This is a genomic window from Pseudomonas sp. SED1, assembly GCF_034044025.1.
Taxonomy (GTDB): Bacteria; Pseudomonadota; Gammaproteobacteria; order Pseudomonadales; family Pseudomonadaceae; genus Aquipseudomonas.
In genome coordinates, this window is the sequence record NZ_JAXCIS010000202.1 from 39,191 (window position 1) to 54,677 (window position 15,487).

The 15,487-nt window shown below is 59.4% G+C and carries 14 protein-coding genes; 11 read left to right on the plus strand and 3 right to left on the minus strand.

Annotated elements, in window-relative coordinates; translation table 11 throughout:
- Nucleotides 1-46 precede the first annotated feature (46 nt).
- The 7 genes from apaG to SNL23_RS25855 all read left to right on the plus strand — a co-directional run bounded on the left by apaG (nt 47) and on the right by SNL23_RS25855 (nt 8,104).
- A complete protein-coding gene (gene apaG, locus SNL23_RS25825) occupies nt 47-427 on the plus strand; it encodes a Co2+/Mg2+ efflux protein ApaG (RefSeq protein WP_076017895.1) in 381 nt (126 codons plus the stop codon).
- Complete coding sequence (locus SNL23_RS25830; protein ID WP_076017894.1) at nt 427-1,278, plus strand: symmetrical bis(5'-nucleosyl)-tetraphosphatase; 852 nt, start codon at nt 427-429, stop codon at nt 1,276-1,278. The genes apaG and SNL23_RS25830 overlap by 1 nt, the downstream gene beginning before the upstream one ends.
- Nucleotides 1,279-1,311: 33 nt before the next feature.
- Nucleotides 1,312-1,641 carry a thiosulfate sulfurtransferase GlpE gene (glpE, locus tag SNL23_RS25835; RefSeq protein WP_003210998.1) on the plus strand — a complete coding sequence of 110 codons (330 nt, stop codon included), beginning with the start codon at nt 1,312-1,314 and terminating at the stop codon, nt 1,639-1,641.
- Nucleotides 1,642-1,925: 284 nt separating this feature from the next.
- Nucleotides 1,926-3,848 (plus strand): PrkA family serine protein kinase, encoded by a 1,923-nt coding sequence (locus tag SNL23_RS25840; protein ID WP_003210999.1) that lies wholly within the window; start codon nt 1,926-1,928, stop codon nt 3,846-3,848.
- Between the two features lie 126 nt (nt 3,849-3,974).
- Entirely contained in the window at nt 3,975-5,246 is a 1,272-nt protein-coding gene (locus tag SNL23_RS25845; protein WP_318304034.1) for a YeaH/YhbH family protein, read from the plus strand.
- Nucleotides 5,243-6,805, plus strand: a complete 1,563-nt coding sequence (locus SNL23_RS25850; RefSeq protein WP_167664177.1) for a SpoVR family protein — start codon at nt 5,243-5,245, stop codon at nt 6,803-6,805. The genes SNL23_RS25845 and SNL23_RS25850 overlap by 4 nt, the downstream gene beginning before the upstream one ends.
- A gap of 63 nt (nt 6,806-6,868) precedes the next feature.
- Nucleotides 6,869-8,104, plus strand: a complete 1,236-nt coding sequence (locus SNL23_RS25855; protein WP_318304037.1) for a multifunctional CCA addition/repair protein — start codon at nt 6,869-6,871, stop codon at nt 8,102-8,104.
- On the opposite strand, the gene folK is transcribed toward SNL23_RS25855, so the two are convergent.
- Nucleotides 8,074-8,592 (minus strand): 2-amino-4-hydroxy-6-hydroxymethyldihydropteridine diphosphokinase, encoded by a 519-nt coding sequence (gene folK, locus SNL23_RS25860; RefSeq protein WP_318304039.1) that lies wholly within the window; start codon nt 8,590-8,592, stop codon nt 8,074-8,076. The genes SNL23_RS25855 and folK overlap by 31 nt on opposite strands.
- Nucleotides 8,583-8,936: a dihydroneopterin aldolase gene (gene folB, locus SNL23_RS25865; protein ID WP_003211007.1), complete on the minus strand. Its 354-nt coding sequence runs from the start codon at nt 8,934-8,936 to the stop codon at nt 8,583-8,585. Before folB ends, folK begins: the two co-directional genes overlap by 10 nt.
- Before the next feature lie 74 nt (nt 8,937-9,010).
- Here folB and plsY point away from each other — a divergent pair, with 74 nt between their 5' ends.
- Nucleotides 9,011-9,580: a glycerol-3-phosphate 1-O-acyltransferase PlsY gene (gene plsY / locus SNL23_RS25870; protein ID WP_088423353.1), complete on the plus strand. Its 570-nt coding sequence runs from the start codon at nt 9,011-9,013 to the stop codon at nt 9,578-9,580.
- Between the two features lie 33 nt (nt 9,581-9,613).
- Here the strand turns inward: plsY and tsaD are convergent, their stop codons facing one another.
- On the minus strand, nt 9,614-10,639 hold the full coding sequence (gene tsaD, locus SNL23_RS25875; protein ID WP_167664174.1) for a tRNA (adenosine(37)-N6)-threonylcarbamoyltransferase complex transferase subunit TsaD: 1,026 nt from the start codon (nt 10,637-10,639) through the stop codon (nt 9,614-9,616).
- A 203-nt stretch (nt 10,640-10,842) separates the two neighbouring features.
- Between tsaD and rpsU the strand changes: the two genes are divergently transcribed.
- The 3 genes from rpsU to rpoD all read left to right on the plus strand — a co-directional run bounded on the left by rpsU (nt 10,843) and on the right by rpoD (nt 15,383).
- Nucleotides 10,843-11,058, plus strand: a complete 216-nt coding sequence (gene rpsU, locus SNL23_RS25880) for a 30S ribosomal protein S21 (RefSeq protein ID WP_002551877.1) — start codon at nt 10,843-10,845, stop codon at nt 11,056-11,058.
- A gap of 445 nt (nt 11,059-11,503) precedes the next feature.
- On the plus strand, nt 11,504-13,465 hold the full coding sequence (dnaG, locus tag SNL23_RS25885) for a DNA primase (protein ID WP_003211012.1): 1,962 nt from the start codon (nt 11,504-11,506) through the stop codon (nt 13,463-13,465).
- Between the two features lie 67 nt (nt 13,466-13,532).
- Nucleotides 13,533-15,383: an RNA polymerase sigma factor RpoD gene (rpoD, locus tag SNL23_RS25890; RefSeq protein ID WP_076017888.1), complete on the plus strand. Its 1,851-nt coding sequence runs from the start codon at nt 13,533-13,535 to the stop codon at nt 15,381-15,383.
- Nucleotides 15,384-15,487 lie beyond the last annotated feature (104 nt).

Genomic DNA, 15,487 nt, shown 5'->3' on the forward strand with positions numbered 1-15,487 from the left:
GATCGGCATCCGCTGTTCCCCCGCTTTTGCTTTTAAGGCCTCTTGCATGTCCGATCCTCGTTATCAGATCGACGTCAGCGTCGTCACCCGCTTTCTGGCGGAACAATCGCAACCCGAGCAGAACCGCTTTGCGTTCGCCTACACCATTACCGTGCAAAACAATGGCGAGCTGCCTGCCAAGCTGCTGTCGCGCCATTGGGTCATCACCGACGGTGACGGCCAGGTCGAGGAAGTCCGCGGCGCCGGCGTGGTCGGCCAACAACCGCTGATCGCCCCCGGCAAGAGCCACACCTACAGCAGCGGCACGGTCATGACCTCCCGCGTCGGCAACATGCAAGGCAGCTACCAGATGCTCGCCGAGGACGGCAAACACTTCGACGCCGTCATCGCCCCATTCCGCCTCGCGGTCCCCGGAGCCCTGCACTGATGGCGACGTATGCCGTCGGTGACCTGCAAGGCTGCCTGGAACCGCTCAAGTGCCTGCTCGACCGCGTGGCCTTCGATCCAGCCAAGGATCGCCTGTGGCTGGTAGGCGACTTGGTCAATCGTGGCCCGCAATCCCTGGAAACCCTGCGCTTCCTTTATGGCATGCGCGACTCCCTGGTGTGTGTGCTGGGCAACCATGACCTGCACCTGCTGGCGGCCGGCAATAACATCGAGCGCCTGAAAAAGGGCGATACCCTGCGGGAAATCCTCGAGGCTCCGGATCGCGTCGAGCTGCTTGACTGGCTGCGCCGGCAAAAAATCATGCACTACGACGAGAGCCGTGACATGGCCTTGGTGCATGCCGGCATTCCACCGCAGTGGACGCTGAAGAAAGCCCTCAAGTGTGCCGGCGAAGTCGAAGCCGCCCTGGCCGATGACAACCTGTACACGGCTTACCTGGATGGCATGTACGGCAACGATCCGGTGAAGTGGGACAACGAACTCACCGGCGTCGCCCGCCTGCGGGTGATCACCAACTACTTCACCCGCATGCGCTTCTGCACCGCCGAAGGCAAACTGGACCTCAAGAGCAAGGAAGGCGCCGACACCGCGCTGCCCGGCTACAAGCCCTGGTTCGCCCACAAGGAACGCAAGACCCGTGAAACGAAGATCATCTTCGGCCACTGGGCAGCTCTGGAAGGCAAATGTGATGAACCAGGCGTATTCGCCCTCGACACCGGCTGTGTGTGGGGCGGCGCCATGACCCTGATGAACATCGACACCGGCGAGCGCGTGAGCTGCCAGTGCGAAGCCCCCATTCCCGAACAACAGCAGGCCACGGCAAAGCGCTGAGCCGCGCTTTCATACAGGCCAAAGGATCCCGCCATGACTGAATTCAAACGCATCCCTCCCGAGCAAGCCCAGGCCCTGCGCGAGCAAGGCGCGGTGGTTGTCGACATCCGCGACCAGCCCACCTACATCGCCGGCCACATCAGTGGCGCCCAGCATCTGGACAACCACAACATCGCCGACTTCATCCGTGCCGCCGACCTCGACGCGCCAGTGATTGTGGCGTGCTACCACGGCAACTCCAGCCAAAGCGCGGCGGCCTATCTGGTGAGCCAGGGTTTCTCCGACGTGTATAGCCTCGACGGTGGCTTTGAGCTATGGCGTGCGACCTATCCTGCAGAAATTGCCGCAGGCGACGCGCAATAATTTTTTTCAAACCCCGCTACCCCGCGTGACGCTTGGCCTCGCGCCGTTTCTGACGAACGGCGCGGCCAAACTAATTTCGTATCGCGCCTTGACCTCCCTGATTCCGAACTATCCTTAAGCGCAGGCCATCCGAATCAGGGGAGAGCCGGTACACCGGCGTACGGGTCATCGGTAGCGTTTCAGGGTGTTCTGGGGGGAAACAGCCATTGGTGTCCACCAATGACTGCCAGCATCGACTGATTGATCCGGCGTCGGCTCCACGTATCGAGCGAGGTGACGACGTCATGAGTATTTTTAGCCACTTCCAACAACGCTTCGAGTCCACCCGCCAGGAAGAGCTCTCGCTTCAGGAGTATCTCGAACTGTGCAAAAAGGACCGCAGCGCCTACGCGTCTGCCGCTGAACGCCTGCTGCTGGCGATTGGCGAGCCGGAGCTGGTGGACACCGCAGCGAATTCGCGACTGTCGCGAATTTTCTCGAACAAGGTGATCCGTCGCTACCCGGCCTTTGAAGACTTCCATGGCATGGAAGAATGCATTGACCAGATCGTCTCGTATTTCCGCCATGCCGCCCAAGGCCTGGAAGAGAAGAAACAGATCCTCTACCTGCTCGGCCCCGTCGGCGGCGGTAAGTCGTCCCTGGCCGAGAAGCTCAAACAACTGATCGAGAAGGTGCCGTTCTACGCCATCAAGGGCTCGCCGGTGTTCGAGTCGCCCCTGGGGCTGTTCAACGCCACGGAAGATGGCGCGATCCTCGAAGAAGACTTCGGTATTCCACGGCGCTACCTCAATACCATCATGTCGCCCTGGGCGACCAAGCGCCTGGCCGAGTTCGGCGGCGACATCAGCCAGTTCCGGGTGGTGAAGCTCTATCCATCGATCCTCAACCAGATCGCCGTGGCCAAGACCGAACCCGGTGACGAGAACAACCAAGACATCTCGGCGCTGGTGGGTAAGGTCGATATCCGCAAACTCGAAGAATTCCCGCAGAACGATGCCGACGCTTATAGCTACTCGGGCGCACTGTGCCGGGCCAACCAGGGCCTGATGGAGTTCGTGGAGATGTTCAAGGCACCGATCAAGGTGCTGCACCCACTGCTCACCGCGACACAGGAAGGTAACTACAACAGTACCGAAGGCCTGGGGGCGATTCCGTTTACCGGCATCCTGCTGGCCCACTCCAACGAATCGGAATGGCATACCTTCCGCAACAACAAGAACAACGAAGCCTTCATCGACCGGATCTACATCGTCAAGGTGCCGTACTGCCTGCGGGTCAGCGATGAAATCAAGATTTACGACAAGCTGCTGTTCAACAGCTCCCTGGCCAAGGCCCATTGCGCGCCTGACACCCTGAAGATGCTCGCCCAGTTCACCGTGCTGTCGCGCCTCAAGGAGCCGGAGAACTCAAACATCTACTCGAAGATGCGGGTGTATGACGGCGAAAACCTCAAGGACACCGATCCGAAGGCCAAGTCGATCCAGGAATACCGCGACACAGCGGGTGTGGACGAGGGCATGAACGGCCTGTCGACACGCTTTGCGTTCAAGATCCTGTCCAAGGTCTTCAACTTCGACCCGCACGAAATCGCCGCCAACCCGGTACACCTGCTCTACGTGCTGGAACAGCAGATCGAACAGGAACAGTTCCAGGCTGAAACCCGCGAGCGCTATCTGCGCTTCCTCAAGGAATACCTGGCACCGCGCTACATCGAGTTCATCGGCAAGGAAATCCAGACCGCGTACCTGGAGTCCTACAGCGAATACGGCCAGAACATCTTCGACCGCTACGTGCTGTACGCAGACTTCTGGATTCAGGACCAGGAATACCGCGACCCGGAAACCGGCGAGATCCTCAACCGCGTAGCCCTCAACGAGGAACTGGAAAAGATCGAAAAACCCGCCGGCATCAGCAATCCGAAGGATTTCCGCAACGAAATCGTCAACTTCGTGCTGCGCGCCCGGGCCAACAACAATGGCAAGAACCCTACCTGGCTCAGCTACGAGAAGCTGCGGGTGGTCATCGAGAAGAAAATGTTCTCCAACACCGAGGATCTGCTGCCGGTCATCAGCTTCAACGCCAAGGCCAGCAAGGAGGATCAGCAAAAACACAACGACTTCGTCACTCGCATGGTCGAGCGTGGCTACACCGACAAACAGGTACGACTGCTCTCCGAGTGGTACTTGCGGGTCCGCAAATCGCAGTAAGGCAGCGACAAGCGTGCAATGCCAGGCTCCCGGTACGCCGGACAGCCTGGCAATCGACCGCTTGTCTTTAAGCTTCCAGCTTGCCGCTTGAAGCTTGTAACTTGAAGCTGCCCGGAGGGCTCCTACATGAGCTATGTGATCGACCGACGTCTCAATGGCAAGAACAAGAGCACGGTAAACCGCCAGCGGTTCCTGCGGCGTTACCGTGACCACATCAAAAAGGCCGTCGAAGAGGCCGTCAGCCGCCGCTCCATCACTGACATGGAGCATGGCGAACAGATCAGCATTCCCGGACGGGATATCGATGAACCGGTGCTGCATCACGGCCGGGGCGGCAAACAGACTGTCGTGCATCCCGGCAACAAGGAATTCACCAGCGGCGAACATATCCAGCGGCCTCAAGGCGGCGCGGGTGGCAAAGGGCCGGGCAAGGCCGGCAACTCCGGCGAAGGCATGGATGAGTTCGTGTTCCAGATCACCCAGGAAGAATTCCTGGAGTTCATGTTCGAAGATCTGGAACTGCCCAACCTGGTCAAACGCAACCTGACCGGTACCGACACCTTCAAGACTGTGCGCGCCGGGATCAGCAACGAAGGCAATCCGTCGCGGATCAACATTATCCGCACCCTGCGCTCGGCTCATGCGCGACGTATCGCCTTGTCTGGCAGCAGCCGCGCGAAACTGCGGGATGCCAAGGTGGAACTGGAGCGCCTGAAACGCGAAGAGCCGGACAACTTCGGCGATATCCAGGACATTGAAGCCGAAATCGCCAAACTCAGTGCGCGAATTCACCGCGTGCCGTTTCTCGACACTTTCGACTTGAAGTACAACCTCCTGGTCAAGCAACCCAATCCCAGTTCCAAGGCGGTGATGTTCTGCCTGATGGACGTGTCCGGCTCCATGACCCAGGCGACCAAGGACATCGCCAAGCGCTTCTTCATCCTGCTGTACCTGTTCCTCAAGCGTAACTACGACAAGATCGATGTGGTGTTCATCCGCCATCATACCAGCGCCCGGGAAGTCGACGAAGAGGAGTTCTTCTACTCGCGGGAAACCGGCGGCACCATTGTTTCCAGCGCCTTGAAGCTGATGCAGGAAATCATGGCTGAACGCTATCCGGCCAACGAGTGGAACATCTACGCCGCCCAGGCCTCCGACGGCGACAACTGGAACGACGACTCACCCATTTGCCGCGACATCCTGATCAACCAGATCATGCCGTTCGTGCAGTACTACACCTACGTCGAAATCACCCCGCGCGAACACCAGGCGCTGTGGTTCGAATACGAGCGCATCAGCGAAGCCTTCGCTGACACCTTCGCCCAGCAACAATTGGTCTCGGCCGGCGATATCTATCCGGTCTTCCGTGAACTCTTCCAGCGCAGGTTAGTGACATGACCGCCAAAGAGCATAAGCGCCAACCCATATCCACGGGGTCCGAATGGACCTTCGAGCTGATCCAGGCCTATGACAAGGAAATCAGCCGCATCGCGGCGGGTTATGCCCTGGACACCTACCCCAACCAGATCGAAGTGATCACCGCCGAACAGATGATGGACGCCTACGCGTCCGTGGGCATGCCCCTGGGTTATCACCACTGGTCCTACGGCAAACACTTCCTCAGCACCGAAAAGTCCTACACCCGCGGCCAGATGGGACTGGCCTACGAAATCGTCATCAACTCCGACCCGTGCATTGCCTACCTGATGGAAGAAAACACCATCTGCATGCAGGCACTGGTGGTAGCCCATGCGTGCTACGGGCATAACAGCTTTTTCAAGGGCAACTACCTGTTCCGCACCTGGACTGATGCCAGCTCGATCATCGATTACCTGGTGTTCGCCAAGCAGTACATCATGCAGTGCGAGGAGCGCCACGGCATCGATGCAGTGGAAGACTTGCTCGATTCTTGCCATGCGCTGATGAACTACGGTGTCGATCGCTACAAACGCCCTTATCCGATTTCCGCCGAAGAAGAACGGCTGCGCCAGAAGGACCGTGAAGAGCATCTGCAAAAGCAGATCAACGACCTGTGGCGCACCATACCCAAACGCGCCGGCAAGAACAGCGACAAGGACAATGCGCGCTTCCCCGCCGAACCTCAGGAAAACATTCTGTACTTCATCGAAAAGCACGCGCCGTTGCTGGAGCCCTGGCAGCGGGAAATCGTGCGGATCGTGCGCAAGATTGCCCAGTACTTCTACCCACAACGCCAGACCCAGGTGATGAACGAAGGCTGGGCCACGTTCTGGCACTACACCTTGATGAACGACCTGTACGACGAAGGCCTGGTGACCGACGGCTTCATGATGGAGTTCCTGACGTCCCATACCAGCGTGGTCTATCAACCGGGCTTCGACAGCCCTTATTACAGCGGCATCAACCCGTATGCGCTGGGCTTTGCCATGTACCGCGACATCCGGCGCATGTGCGAACACCCCACCGAAGAAGACCGCCGCTGGTTCCCGGAGATTGCCGGCAGCGATTGGTTGTCGACCATCAAGTTCGCCATGAGCAGCTTTAAGGATGAAAGCTTCATCCTGCAGTACCTGTCACCTCAGGTGATTCGTGACCTCAAGCTGTTCAGCATCATGGATGACGACCTCAAGGACGACCTGCTCGTGCCGGCGATCCATGATGAGCCGGGTTACCGCACCATCCGCGAAACCCTGGCCGCGCAGTACAACCTGGGCAACCGCGAACCCAACGTGCAGATCTACAGCATCGACGTACGCGGCGATCGCTCGCTGACCCTGCGCCATCAGCAGCACGACCGCAAACCGCTGGGAGAGTCCACTGAAGAGGTCCTCAAGCACCTGCACCGGCTGTGGGGGTTCGATATTCACCTGGAAACGCTGCAAGGCGATCAGGTTATGAAAACCCACCATGTTCCGCCCCGCAACGAACACAGCGACAATGATTACGGCCGCCTGGACCTGGCCATCGTGCATCTGTGAAACGGCAAAGCCTCCATTGGCGGGTCGCAGGCGTTATCCTGTGCCGCTAATGGAGGCTTTTTCATGCAAATCTACAAAGTCGGCGGTGCGGTGCGTGATCGTCTGCTCGGCATCCCCGTTACCGATGTCGACCGTGTCGTAGTCGGCGCTACCACTGAAGAAATGCTCGCCCTGGGCTACAAGCCCGTGGGCGCGGATTTCCCCGTCTTCCTTGACCCGAAAAACGGCGACGAGTACGCCCTCGCCCGCACAGAGCGCAAGAGCGGCCGGGGTTATGGTGGCTTTGTGTTTCACGCGAGCCCCGAAGTTACCCTGGAAGAAGACCTGATCCGCCGCGACCTGACCATCAATGCAATGGCAGAAGATGACGACGGCAACCTGACTGATCCGTACCACGGCCAGCGCGATCTGAAAGAGCGTATTCTTCGCCACGTTTCCCCCGCATTCGCCGAAGATCCTCTCCGAGTCCTGCGCGTTGCCCGTTTTGCTGCGCGATACGCAGGCCTGGGTTTTACCGTCGCGCCAGAAACCCTGGAGCTCATGCGCGAACTCAGCGATTCAGGCGAGCTGGAAGCCCTGACGCCTGAGCGCAGCTGGAAAGAAATTTCCCGCGCCCTGATGGAAAATCAGCCACAGGTATTTATCCAGGTACTACGCGATTGTGGCGCGTTGAAAACCCTGATGCCTGAAATCGACGCGCTGTTCGGCGTGCCACAACCAGAAGCCCATCACCCCGAGATCGATACCGGCATCCACACGCTGAGCGTGCTGGAGCAGGCGGCCATCCATGCCCAACCGCTGACCGTGCGCTGGGCCTGCCTGCTGCACGACCTGGGCAAAGGCCTCACGCCTGTGGATAAGTTGCCGCGGCACATTGCTCATGAGCATCGCGGCCTGCAGTTGATCAAGGCGGTGAATGAGCGCTTCAAGGTACCAAGGGATTGCCAGGAACTGGCGCTGCTGGTGGGCGAATATCACACCCACGGACATCGCGCACTGGAGCTGAGGCCTGCAACTTTGCTGGAGTTGCTGCAAAGCTTTGACGTTTACCGTCGCCCGCAGCGCTTTGAGGAGTTTGTGGTGGCGTGCGAGATGGACGCCCGCGGCCGCAAAGGCCTCGAGCAGAGAAGTTATCCACAAGCGGATTATTTGCGCGGCGCGGCGCTCGCCGCTCGGGGTGTCGCGGTCGCACCGCTACTGGAACAAGGATTCAAAGGTCCCGAGCTGGGTGAAGCACTGAAACGCGAACGGCTCAAGGCGCTGAAAGCCTACAAGAGCACATCCGGCGTTAACGGCTGATTCCGCCACTCGAAAGCGACCGGCGCCAGTACCTGATCGATTTGTGCATCCTGCCAAAGCGCGGCAAATGTCTTGGCCGCCTCAGGGTGCACACGCTCCGGCGCCATCAGCGACAGCGGCCACAGCACAAACGCATTCTTCAGGATTTCGGCCCGGGGCAGAATCAGGCCATCGAAGTTACCGACCAAGTCGCCGTACAGCAGCACGTCGATATCCAGCGGCAAGCCTTTGCGATCCGGGGCATAGCGGCCATTGTCGGCCTCGATAAACTTCAGTCGACGGTCCAGTTCCATCAGCGGCAGGTCGGTATACGCCGACACCACCAGATTGAAGAACGGCCCGCTCTTGATGCCCACCGGCTGGCTTTCAAACACCGCCGAACAGCGCAGGTCCGTCAGGAAAGCCGCCAGCGCATCGAGGCCAGCGCGTAAATGGGCCTCACGCTCGATATTGCTGCCAAGACCAAGGTAAACCTGAGTTAGCGACATCCGCGCTCGATCTCCACGCCCACGCCCTTGGCTGCCGGAACGGCGCCGGGCTTGGTCAGTTTGAGGTGCAGCCAGGGAATCTGGAATTCACTCATCAAAACTTCGGCCAGGCGCTCGGCAAAGGTTTCCACCAGTTGGAACTGCGCCTGTTCGGCAAAGGCCTGGATACGCGCGGACACGCTGGCGTAGTCCAGCGCCAGGGTCAGGTCGTCACCGGCAGCGGCCGGGCGGTTATCCCAGGCGAAGCTCAGGTCCAGGCGCAGGCATTGCCGGATCCCGCGCTCCCAGTCGTAGGCCCCGATCACGGTGTCGACTTCCAGGCCTTCGATAAACACTCTGTCCAAGCACTCTTCTCCGCTGCACGACAAGGGCGCGATGCCCCGTTAGAATCAGGGCGTCCTCGCCCGGAATAGTTAGCATGTTTTGGTTACTGGCGACTCTCGCCTACCTGCTCGGCTCGCTGTCCTTCGCCATTTTGCTCAGCCGCCTGACGGGAAATCCCGACCCGCGAATGAGTGGCTCAGGCAATGCCGGCGCCACCAATATGTTGCGCCTGGCCGGCAAGAAACTCGCCGTACTGACGTTGTTCGGCGACGTCTGCAAGGGCCTGCTGCCGGTGCTGATCGCCGATCTCGCCGGGCTTTCGCTGCAACAGCAAGCCTGGATCGGCGTCTGCGCGGTGCTCGGCCACCTGTTCCCGCTGTACTTCCGCTTTCGCGGCGGCAAAGGCGTCGCTACGGCGGCCGGCATGCTGCTGGGCATCTACCCACCGGCGGCGCTGCTGGCCATCCTGGCCTGGCTGCTGACGTTCTACCTGACCCGTACCAGCTCGCTGGCCGCATTGATCGCCACACCGCTGACGTTGCCATTGCTTGCCTGGCAGGAACCGGCGGCGCTGGTGCCGATGAGTGTGCTCACGCTGCTGATCGTCTGGCGCCACCGGGGCAATTTACGCGACCTGTTTGCCGGGCGCGAACGGCATTTTTAAATACGCCCGGTGAACCGGGTTCACGTTCGCCGGTTACAGCGGTGGCAGTTGCTCCATCGGCCAGCGTGCCTGCACGCTGATTGCCAGGCTTTCATGCTGCCCGGCCTGCAAACGCTGGCAACCGGCATAAGCGATCATCGCGCCGTTATCGGTACAGAATTCGGGGCGGGCGTAAAACACGTCGCCCTTCATGTCGCCGAGCATTTTCTCCAGGGAGCTGCGCAAAGCCTTGTTCGCGCTGACGCCGCCTGCGATCACCAGGCGCTTCATACCCGCCTGCTTCAGGGCCCGCTTGCACTTGATGGTCAAAGTCTCCACCACGGCCTGCTGGAACGCCAGCGAGATGTCGCAACGGGCTTGTTCACTGTCGTCTCCGGCGCTGACGCTCTGCTGCCAGGTATTCAGGGCAGAGGTTTTCAAGCCGCTGAAGCTGAACATCAGGCCAGGGCGATCGCACATCGGACGCGGGAAGGTGTAGCGCCCTGCCACGCCTTTTTCCGCCAGCCGCGCAATTTCCGGACCGCCGGGATAATTGAGCCCCATCATCTTCGCGGTCTTGTCGAAAGCTTCGCCGGCAGCGTCGTCCAGGCTTTCGCCCAGAAGCGTGTATTGACCGATTCCGTCGACCTGAACCAGCTGCGTATGGCCACCTGAAACCAACAAAGCGACGAACGGGAACTCTGGCGGATTTTCTTCCAGCATCGGTGCCAGTAAATGGCCTTCCATGTGGTGCACACCGAGGGCCGGAATGCCCCAGGCAAATGCCAGCGCCTGGGCGCAAGAGGCCCCAACCAGCAGGGCTCCGACCAATCCCGGGCCTGCGGTATAGGCAATGGCGTCGATCTCGGTCGGCACGCAGCCGGCCTCGTCCAATACCTGGCGAATCAATGGCAGCATGCGTTTCACATGATCACGGCTGGCCAGCTCCGGCACCACGCCACCATAGGCGCGATGCAGGTCGATCTGACTGAACAGTGCGTCGGCCAAAAGCCCGCGTTCACTGTCGTAAAGTGCGACACCGGTTTCGTCGCACGAGGTTTCTAATCCCAGAACTAGCATGGGTTTACGCCTTGTAGAGGCTGAATTCGAAGGCGCGCATAATAGTCGCCGCTCCCCCTCCCGACTAGCGGTTTTCGATCAGAGGCTTTGCATTCCGGGCAATGAGGGGTTAACATCCGCAACCCTTAAAAACCGACGACCTCAGCCGCGAATTTTTTGCGACGAGAACGTTGATTCCCGGTAATGAAAGAAGGTAGCTCTGGATGCCAGCCGTCAAAGTAAAAGAGAACGAACCCTTCGACGTAGCTCTGCGTCGTTTCAAGCGCTCCTGCGAAAAAGCCGGTGTTCTGGCTGAAGTTCGTAGCCGCGAATTTTACGAGAAGCCAACTTCTGAGCGTAAGCGTAAAGCAGCAGCCGCTGTTAAGCGTCACGCCAAGAAAGTTCAGCGCGAGCAGCGCCGCGCCGTTCGTCTGTACTAATACACAGACGTTCGTAGCAAGCTTCTGCCAAGCCCGGCCCTCAGCCGGGCTGTTGGCATTTGCGGATATCGCTTGATGCTTCACCGTTGAGGCCGCACACGCGACTGAAACGAACTGCTTCACACGTCAGGACTGGCTCTTTTGCCAGCGGTGCACGTCTCTTCTGACGAGCCTAACAAGGCTACTGACGAGCACACTTATTTTTTAACAGGCGATCAACAGGTCGACTGCGCCCACCGATGAGCTTCCGAGGCCCGCACATGGCCAAGACCGGACTCCCGGGCAACATTTCTACGCCGGGCACTGATCGGAACTAACGTCAGTGAATGTTCGGCAGATACACTTCCTGACAGACCAAGCAGACGACAGTTGATCGAGCCGCACAATACGCGCGCCTTGAGCACTTTGCGGGCCCTCTTTTACACGCAGTGATGACGAGAACGCCATGGCCGGGCTAATTCCCCAGAGCTTTATTGACGACCTTCTGAACCGCACCGACATCGTCGATGTTGTCAGCTCGCGCCTGCAAATGAAAAAGGCCGGCAAGAACTACACCGCCTGCTGCCCGTTCCACAAAGAAAAGACGCCGTCGTTCAGCGTCAGCCCCGACAAGCAGTTCTATTACTGCTTCGGCTGCGGCGCCGGCGGCAACGCCCTCGGCTTCATCATGGACCACGACAACCTGGACTTCCCCCAGGCCGTCGAGGAACTGGCGAAAGCCGCCGGCATGGAAATCCCCCGCGAAGAAAGTGGCCGCCCGCACAAACCGCGGCAACCCACCGATTCGCCGCTGTACCCGCTGCTCACCGCTGCTGCCGATTTTTACCGCCAGGCACTGAAAAGCCACCCGCAGCGCAAAGCCGCCGTCGATTACCTCAAGGGCCGCGGCCTGACCGGTGAAATCGCCCGCGACTTCGGCCTCGGTTTCGCCCCGCCCGGCTGGGACAATCTGTACAAGCACCTGAGCAGCGACACCCTGCAGCAAAAAGCCATGATCGACGCCGGCCTGTTGGTGGAAAACGCTGAGACGGGCAAGCGCTATGACCGTTTCCGCGATCGCGTGATGTTTCCGATCCGCGACAGTCGCGGCCGCATTATCGCGTTCGGCGGCCGGGTACTGGGGGACGACAAGCCTAAATACCTGAACTCACCGGAAACCCCGGTGTTCCATAAAGGCCAGGAACTCTACGGCCTGTTTGAAGCGCGCAAAAACAATCGCAACCTCGATGAAATCATCGTGGTTGAAGGCTATATGGACGTGATCGCCCTGGCCCAGCAAGGCTTGCGCAATGCCGTGGCCACCCTGGGCACCGCGACCAGCGAAGAGCACTTGAAGCGTCTGTTCCGCGTGGTGCCCAACGTGCTGTTCTGCTTCGACGGCGACCAGGCCGGCCGCAATGCCGCCTGGCGCGCCCTTGAGTCAACGCTTTCAAGCCTGCAGGACGGACGTCGCGCACGCTTCCTGTTCCTGCCCGAAGGCGAAGACCCGGACACCCTGGTCCGCTCCGAAGGCACCGACGCGTTCCGCGCACGCATCAACCAGCACGCACAACCGCTGGCCGATTATTTTTTCCAGCAACTGACCGAAGAGTCCGACCCGCGCTCCCTCGAAGGCAAGGCCCATATGGTCACCCTCGCGGCACCGCTGATCGACAAAGTTCCGGGCGCCAACCTGCGGACCCTGATGCGCCAGCGACTGCTGGAAATTACCGGATTGAGTGGCGAGGCCGTCAGCCAGCTGGCGCGCAGCGCGCCGCAAGAAGCACCGCCGGCCTACGACCCGGGCATGGATTACGACGCCATGCCGGACTATTCCGACTTCCACCAACCGCAGGAGGCCTACACGCCCCAGCAGGAGTGGACACCGAAGAAACCCGGCGCCGGCGGCAAGAAATGGGACAAGAAACCCTGGGACAAAAACGGCAAACGTGGCGGTGACCGTGACGAACCGCGCGGCCCGCGCGTCCCAGCAGCAGTAGAGCCGCCCACCATGGCAGCCCTGCGCACACTTTTGCATCACCCGCAGCTGGCACAAAAAGTCGAAGACGCGGGGCACTTTGCGGCCGAAGACCACACCAATACACAACTGTTGGTGGCCCTGCTCGAGGCCGTACAGAAGAATCCTAAGCTAAACTCATTCCAGCTGATTGCACGCTGGCACGGCACTGAACAGGGCCGCTTGCTAAAGGCGTTGGCAGAAAAGGAATGGCTGATTGATGGCGATAACCTTGAACAACAGTTTTTCGACACCATTACTAGCTTGGTAGCTCGTCAACGCGAGCGAAACCTGGAACAACTTCTTCGAAAAGCGCGTCAGAGTGAATTGACCGCCGAAGAGAAAAATCAACTGCGCGACCTTTTAAGTCGCAATGTTTCCGCATCAAACCCGACCTCAGCTGGCGTGTGAGGTCATAGCTCGGGTATAATCCTCGGCTTGTTTTTTGCCCGCCAAGACCTTCAGTGGATAGGGTGTTATGTCCGGAAAAGCGCAACAGCAGTCTCGTATCAAAGAGTTGATCACCCTTGGTCGTGAGCAGAAGTATCTGACTTACGCAGAGGTCAACGACCACCTGCCTGAGGATATTTCAGATCCAGAGCAGGTGGAAGACATCATCCGCATGATTAATGACATGGGGATCCCCGTACACGAGAGTGCTCCGGATGCGGACGCCCTTATGTTGGCCGACGCCGATACCGACGAGGCAGCCGCTGAAGAAGCAGCCGCCGCGTTGGCAGCGGTCGAGACCGACATCGGTCGCACGACTGACCCTGTGCGCATGTATATGCGCGAAATGGGAACGGTAGAGCTGCTGACACGTGAAGGCGAAATCGAAATCGCCAAGCGTATCGAAGAGGGCATTCGTGAAGTGATGGGCGCAATCGCGCACTTCCCAGGCACGGTTGACCACATTCTCTCCGAGTACACTCGCGTCACCACCGAAGGTGGCCGCCTGTCCGACGTCCTGAGCGGTTATATCGACCCGGACGACGGCATTGCGCCACCTGCGGCTGAAGTTCCTCCGCCGATCGATGCCAAGGCTGCCAAAGCAGACGACGACACCGACGAAGAAGAAGCTGAAGCCAGCACCGATGACGAAGAAGAAGTCGAAAGCGGTCCGGATCCGATCATCGCAGCCCAGCGCTTTGGCGCGGTCTCCGATCAGATGGAACTGGCTCGCAAGGCCCTGAAGAAGCACGGTCGCGGCAGCAAGCAGGCAACTGCTGAATTGTTGGCCCTGGCTGAACTCTTCATGCCGATCAAACTGGTACCGAAGCAATTCGAAGGCCTGGTTGAGCGGGTTCGTAGCGCCCTTGAGCGTCTGCGTGCACAAGAGCGTGCGATCATGCAGCTCTGTGTCCGTGATGCGCGCATGCCGCGTGCCGATTTCCTGCGCCAGTTCCCGGGCAACGAAGTCGACGAAAGCTGGACCGACGCACTGGCCAAAGGCAAAAGCAAATACGCTGAAGCCATTGGTCGCTTCCAGGCCGACATCGTTCGTTGCCAGCAGAAGCTGACTGCATTGCAGACCGAAACCGGTCTGACGATTGCCGAGATCAAGGACATCAACCGTCGCATGTCGATCGGTGAGGCCAAGGCCCGCCGCGCGAAGAAAGAGATGGTTGAAGCGAACTTGCGTCTGGTGATCTCCATCGCCAAGAAGTACACCAACCGTGGCCTGCAATTCCTCGATCTGATCCAGGAAGGCAACATCGGCTTGATGAAAGCGGTGGATAAGTTCGAATACCGTCGCGGCTACAAATTCTCGACTTATGCCACCTGGTGGATCCGTCAGGCGATCACTCGCTCGATCGCCGACCAGGCCCGCACCATCCGTATTCCGGTGCACATGATCGAGACGATCAACAAGCTCAACCGTATTTCCCGGCAGATGTTGCAGGAAATGGGTCGCGAACCGACCCCGGAAGAGCTGGGCGAACGCATGGAAATGCCTGAGGATAAAATCCGCAAGGTATTGAAGATCGCTAAAGAGCCGATCTCCATGGAAACCCCGATCGGTGATGACGAAGACTCCCACCTGGGTGACTTCATCGAAGACTCGACCATGCAGTCGCCAATCGATGTTGCCACCGTTGAGAGCCTGAAAGAAGCGACTCGCGACGTACTGTCCGGCCTCACTGCCCGTGAAGCCAAGGTACTGCGTATGCGCTTCGGCATCGACATGAATACCGACCACACCCTTGAGGAAGTCGGTAAGCAGTTCGACGTTACCCGTGAGCGGATTCGTCAGATCGAAGCCAAGGCGTTGCGCAAGCTGCGCCACCCGACGAGAAGCGAGCATTTGCGCTCCTTCCTCGACGAGTGATCACAAAAACCCCGGCCCAGGCCGGGGTTTTTGCTTCTACAGATTAAATCCTCGCCGCCTCCCCTCCCCCGCAATGCCCGTCTACACTCGAAACATTCCCCGTG

Excerpts from the sequence above, each read along its gene's own strand:
- rpoD (WP_076017888.1), top strand. The coding sequence starts at position 13,533 with ATGTCCGGAAAAGCGCAACAGCAGTCTCGTATCAAAGAGTTGATCACC.
- tsaD (WP_167664174.1), bottom strand. The coding sequence starts at position 10,639 with ATGCTAGTTCTGGGATTAGAAACCTCGTGCGACGAAACCGGTGTCGCA.
- dnaG (WP_003211012.1), top strand. The coding sequence starts at position 11,504 with ATGGCCGGGCTAATTCCCCAGAGCTTTATTGACGACCTTCTGAACCGC.
- apaG (WP_076017895.1), top strand. The coding sequence starts at position 47 with ATGTCCGATCCTCGTTATCAGATCGACGTCAGCGTCGTCACCCGCTTT.
- SNL23_RS25850 (WP_167664177.1), top strand. The coding sequence starts at position 5,243 with ATGACCGCCAAAGAGCATAAGCGCCAACCCATATCCACGGGGTCCGAA.
- SNL23_RS25855 (WP_318304037.1), top strand. The coding sequence starts at position 6,869 with ATGCAAATCTACAAAGTCGGCGGTGCGGTGCGTGATCGTCTGCTCGGC.
- rpsU (WP_002551877.1), top strand. The coding sequence starts at position 10,843 with ATGCCAGCCGTCAAAGTAAAAGAGAACGAACCCTTCGACGTAGCTCTG.
- folK (WP_318304039.1), bottom strand. The coding sequence starts at position 8,592 with ATGTCGCTAACTCAGGTTTACCTTGGTCTTGGCAGCAATATCGAGCGT.
- glpE (WP_003210998.1), top strand. The coding sequence starts at position 1,312 with ATGACTGAATTCAAACGCATCCCTCCCGAGCAAGCCCAGGCCCTGCGC.
- SNL23_RS25840 (WP_003210999.1), top strand. The coding sequence starts at position 1,926 with ATGAGTATTTTTAGCCACTTCCAACAACGCTTCGAGTCCACCCGCCAG.
- plsY (WP_088423353.1), top strand. The coding sequence starts at position 9,011 with ATGTTTTGGTTACTGGCGACTCTCGCCTACCTGCTCGGCTCGCTGTCC.
- SNL23_RS25845 (WP_318304034.1), top strand. The coding sequence starts at position 3,975 with ATGAGCTATGTGATCGACCGACGTCTCAATGGCAAGAACAAGAGCACG.
- SNL23_RS25830 (WP_076017894.1), top strand. The coding sequence starts at position 427 with ATGGCGACGTATGCCGTCGGTGACCTGCAAGGCTGCCTGGAACCGCTC.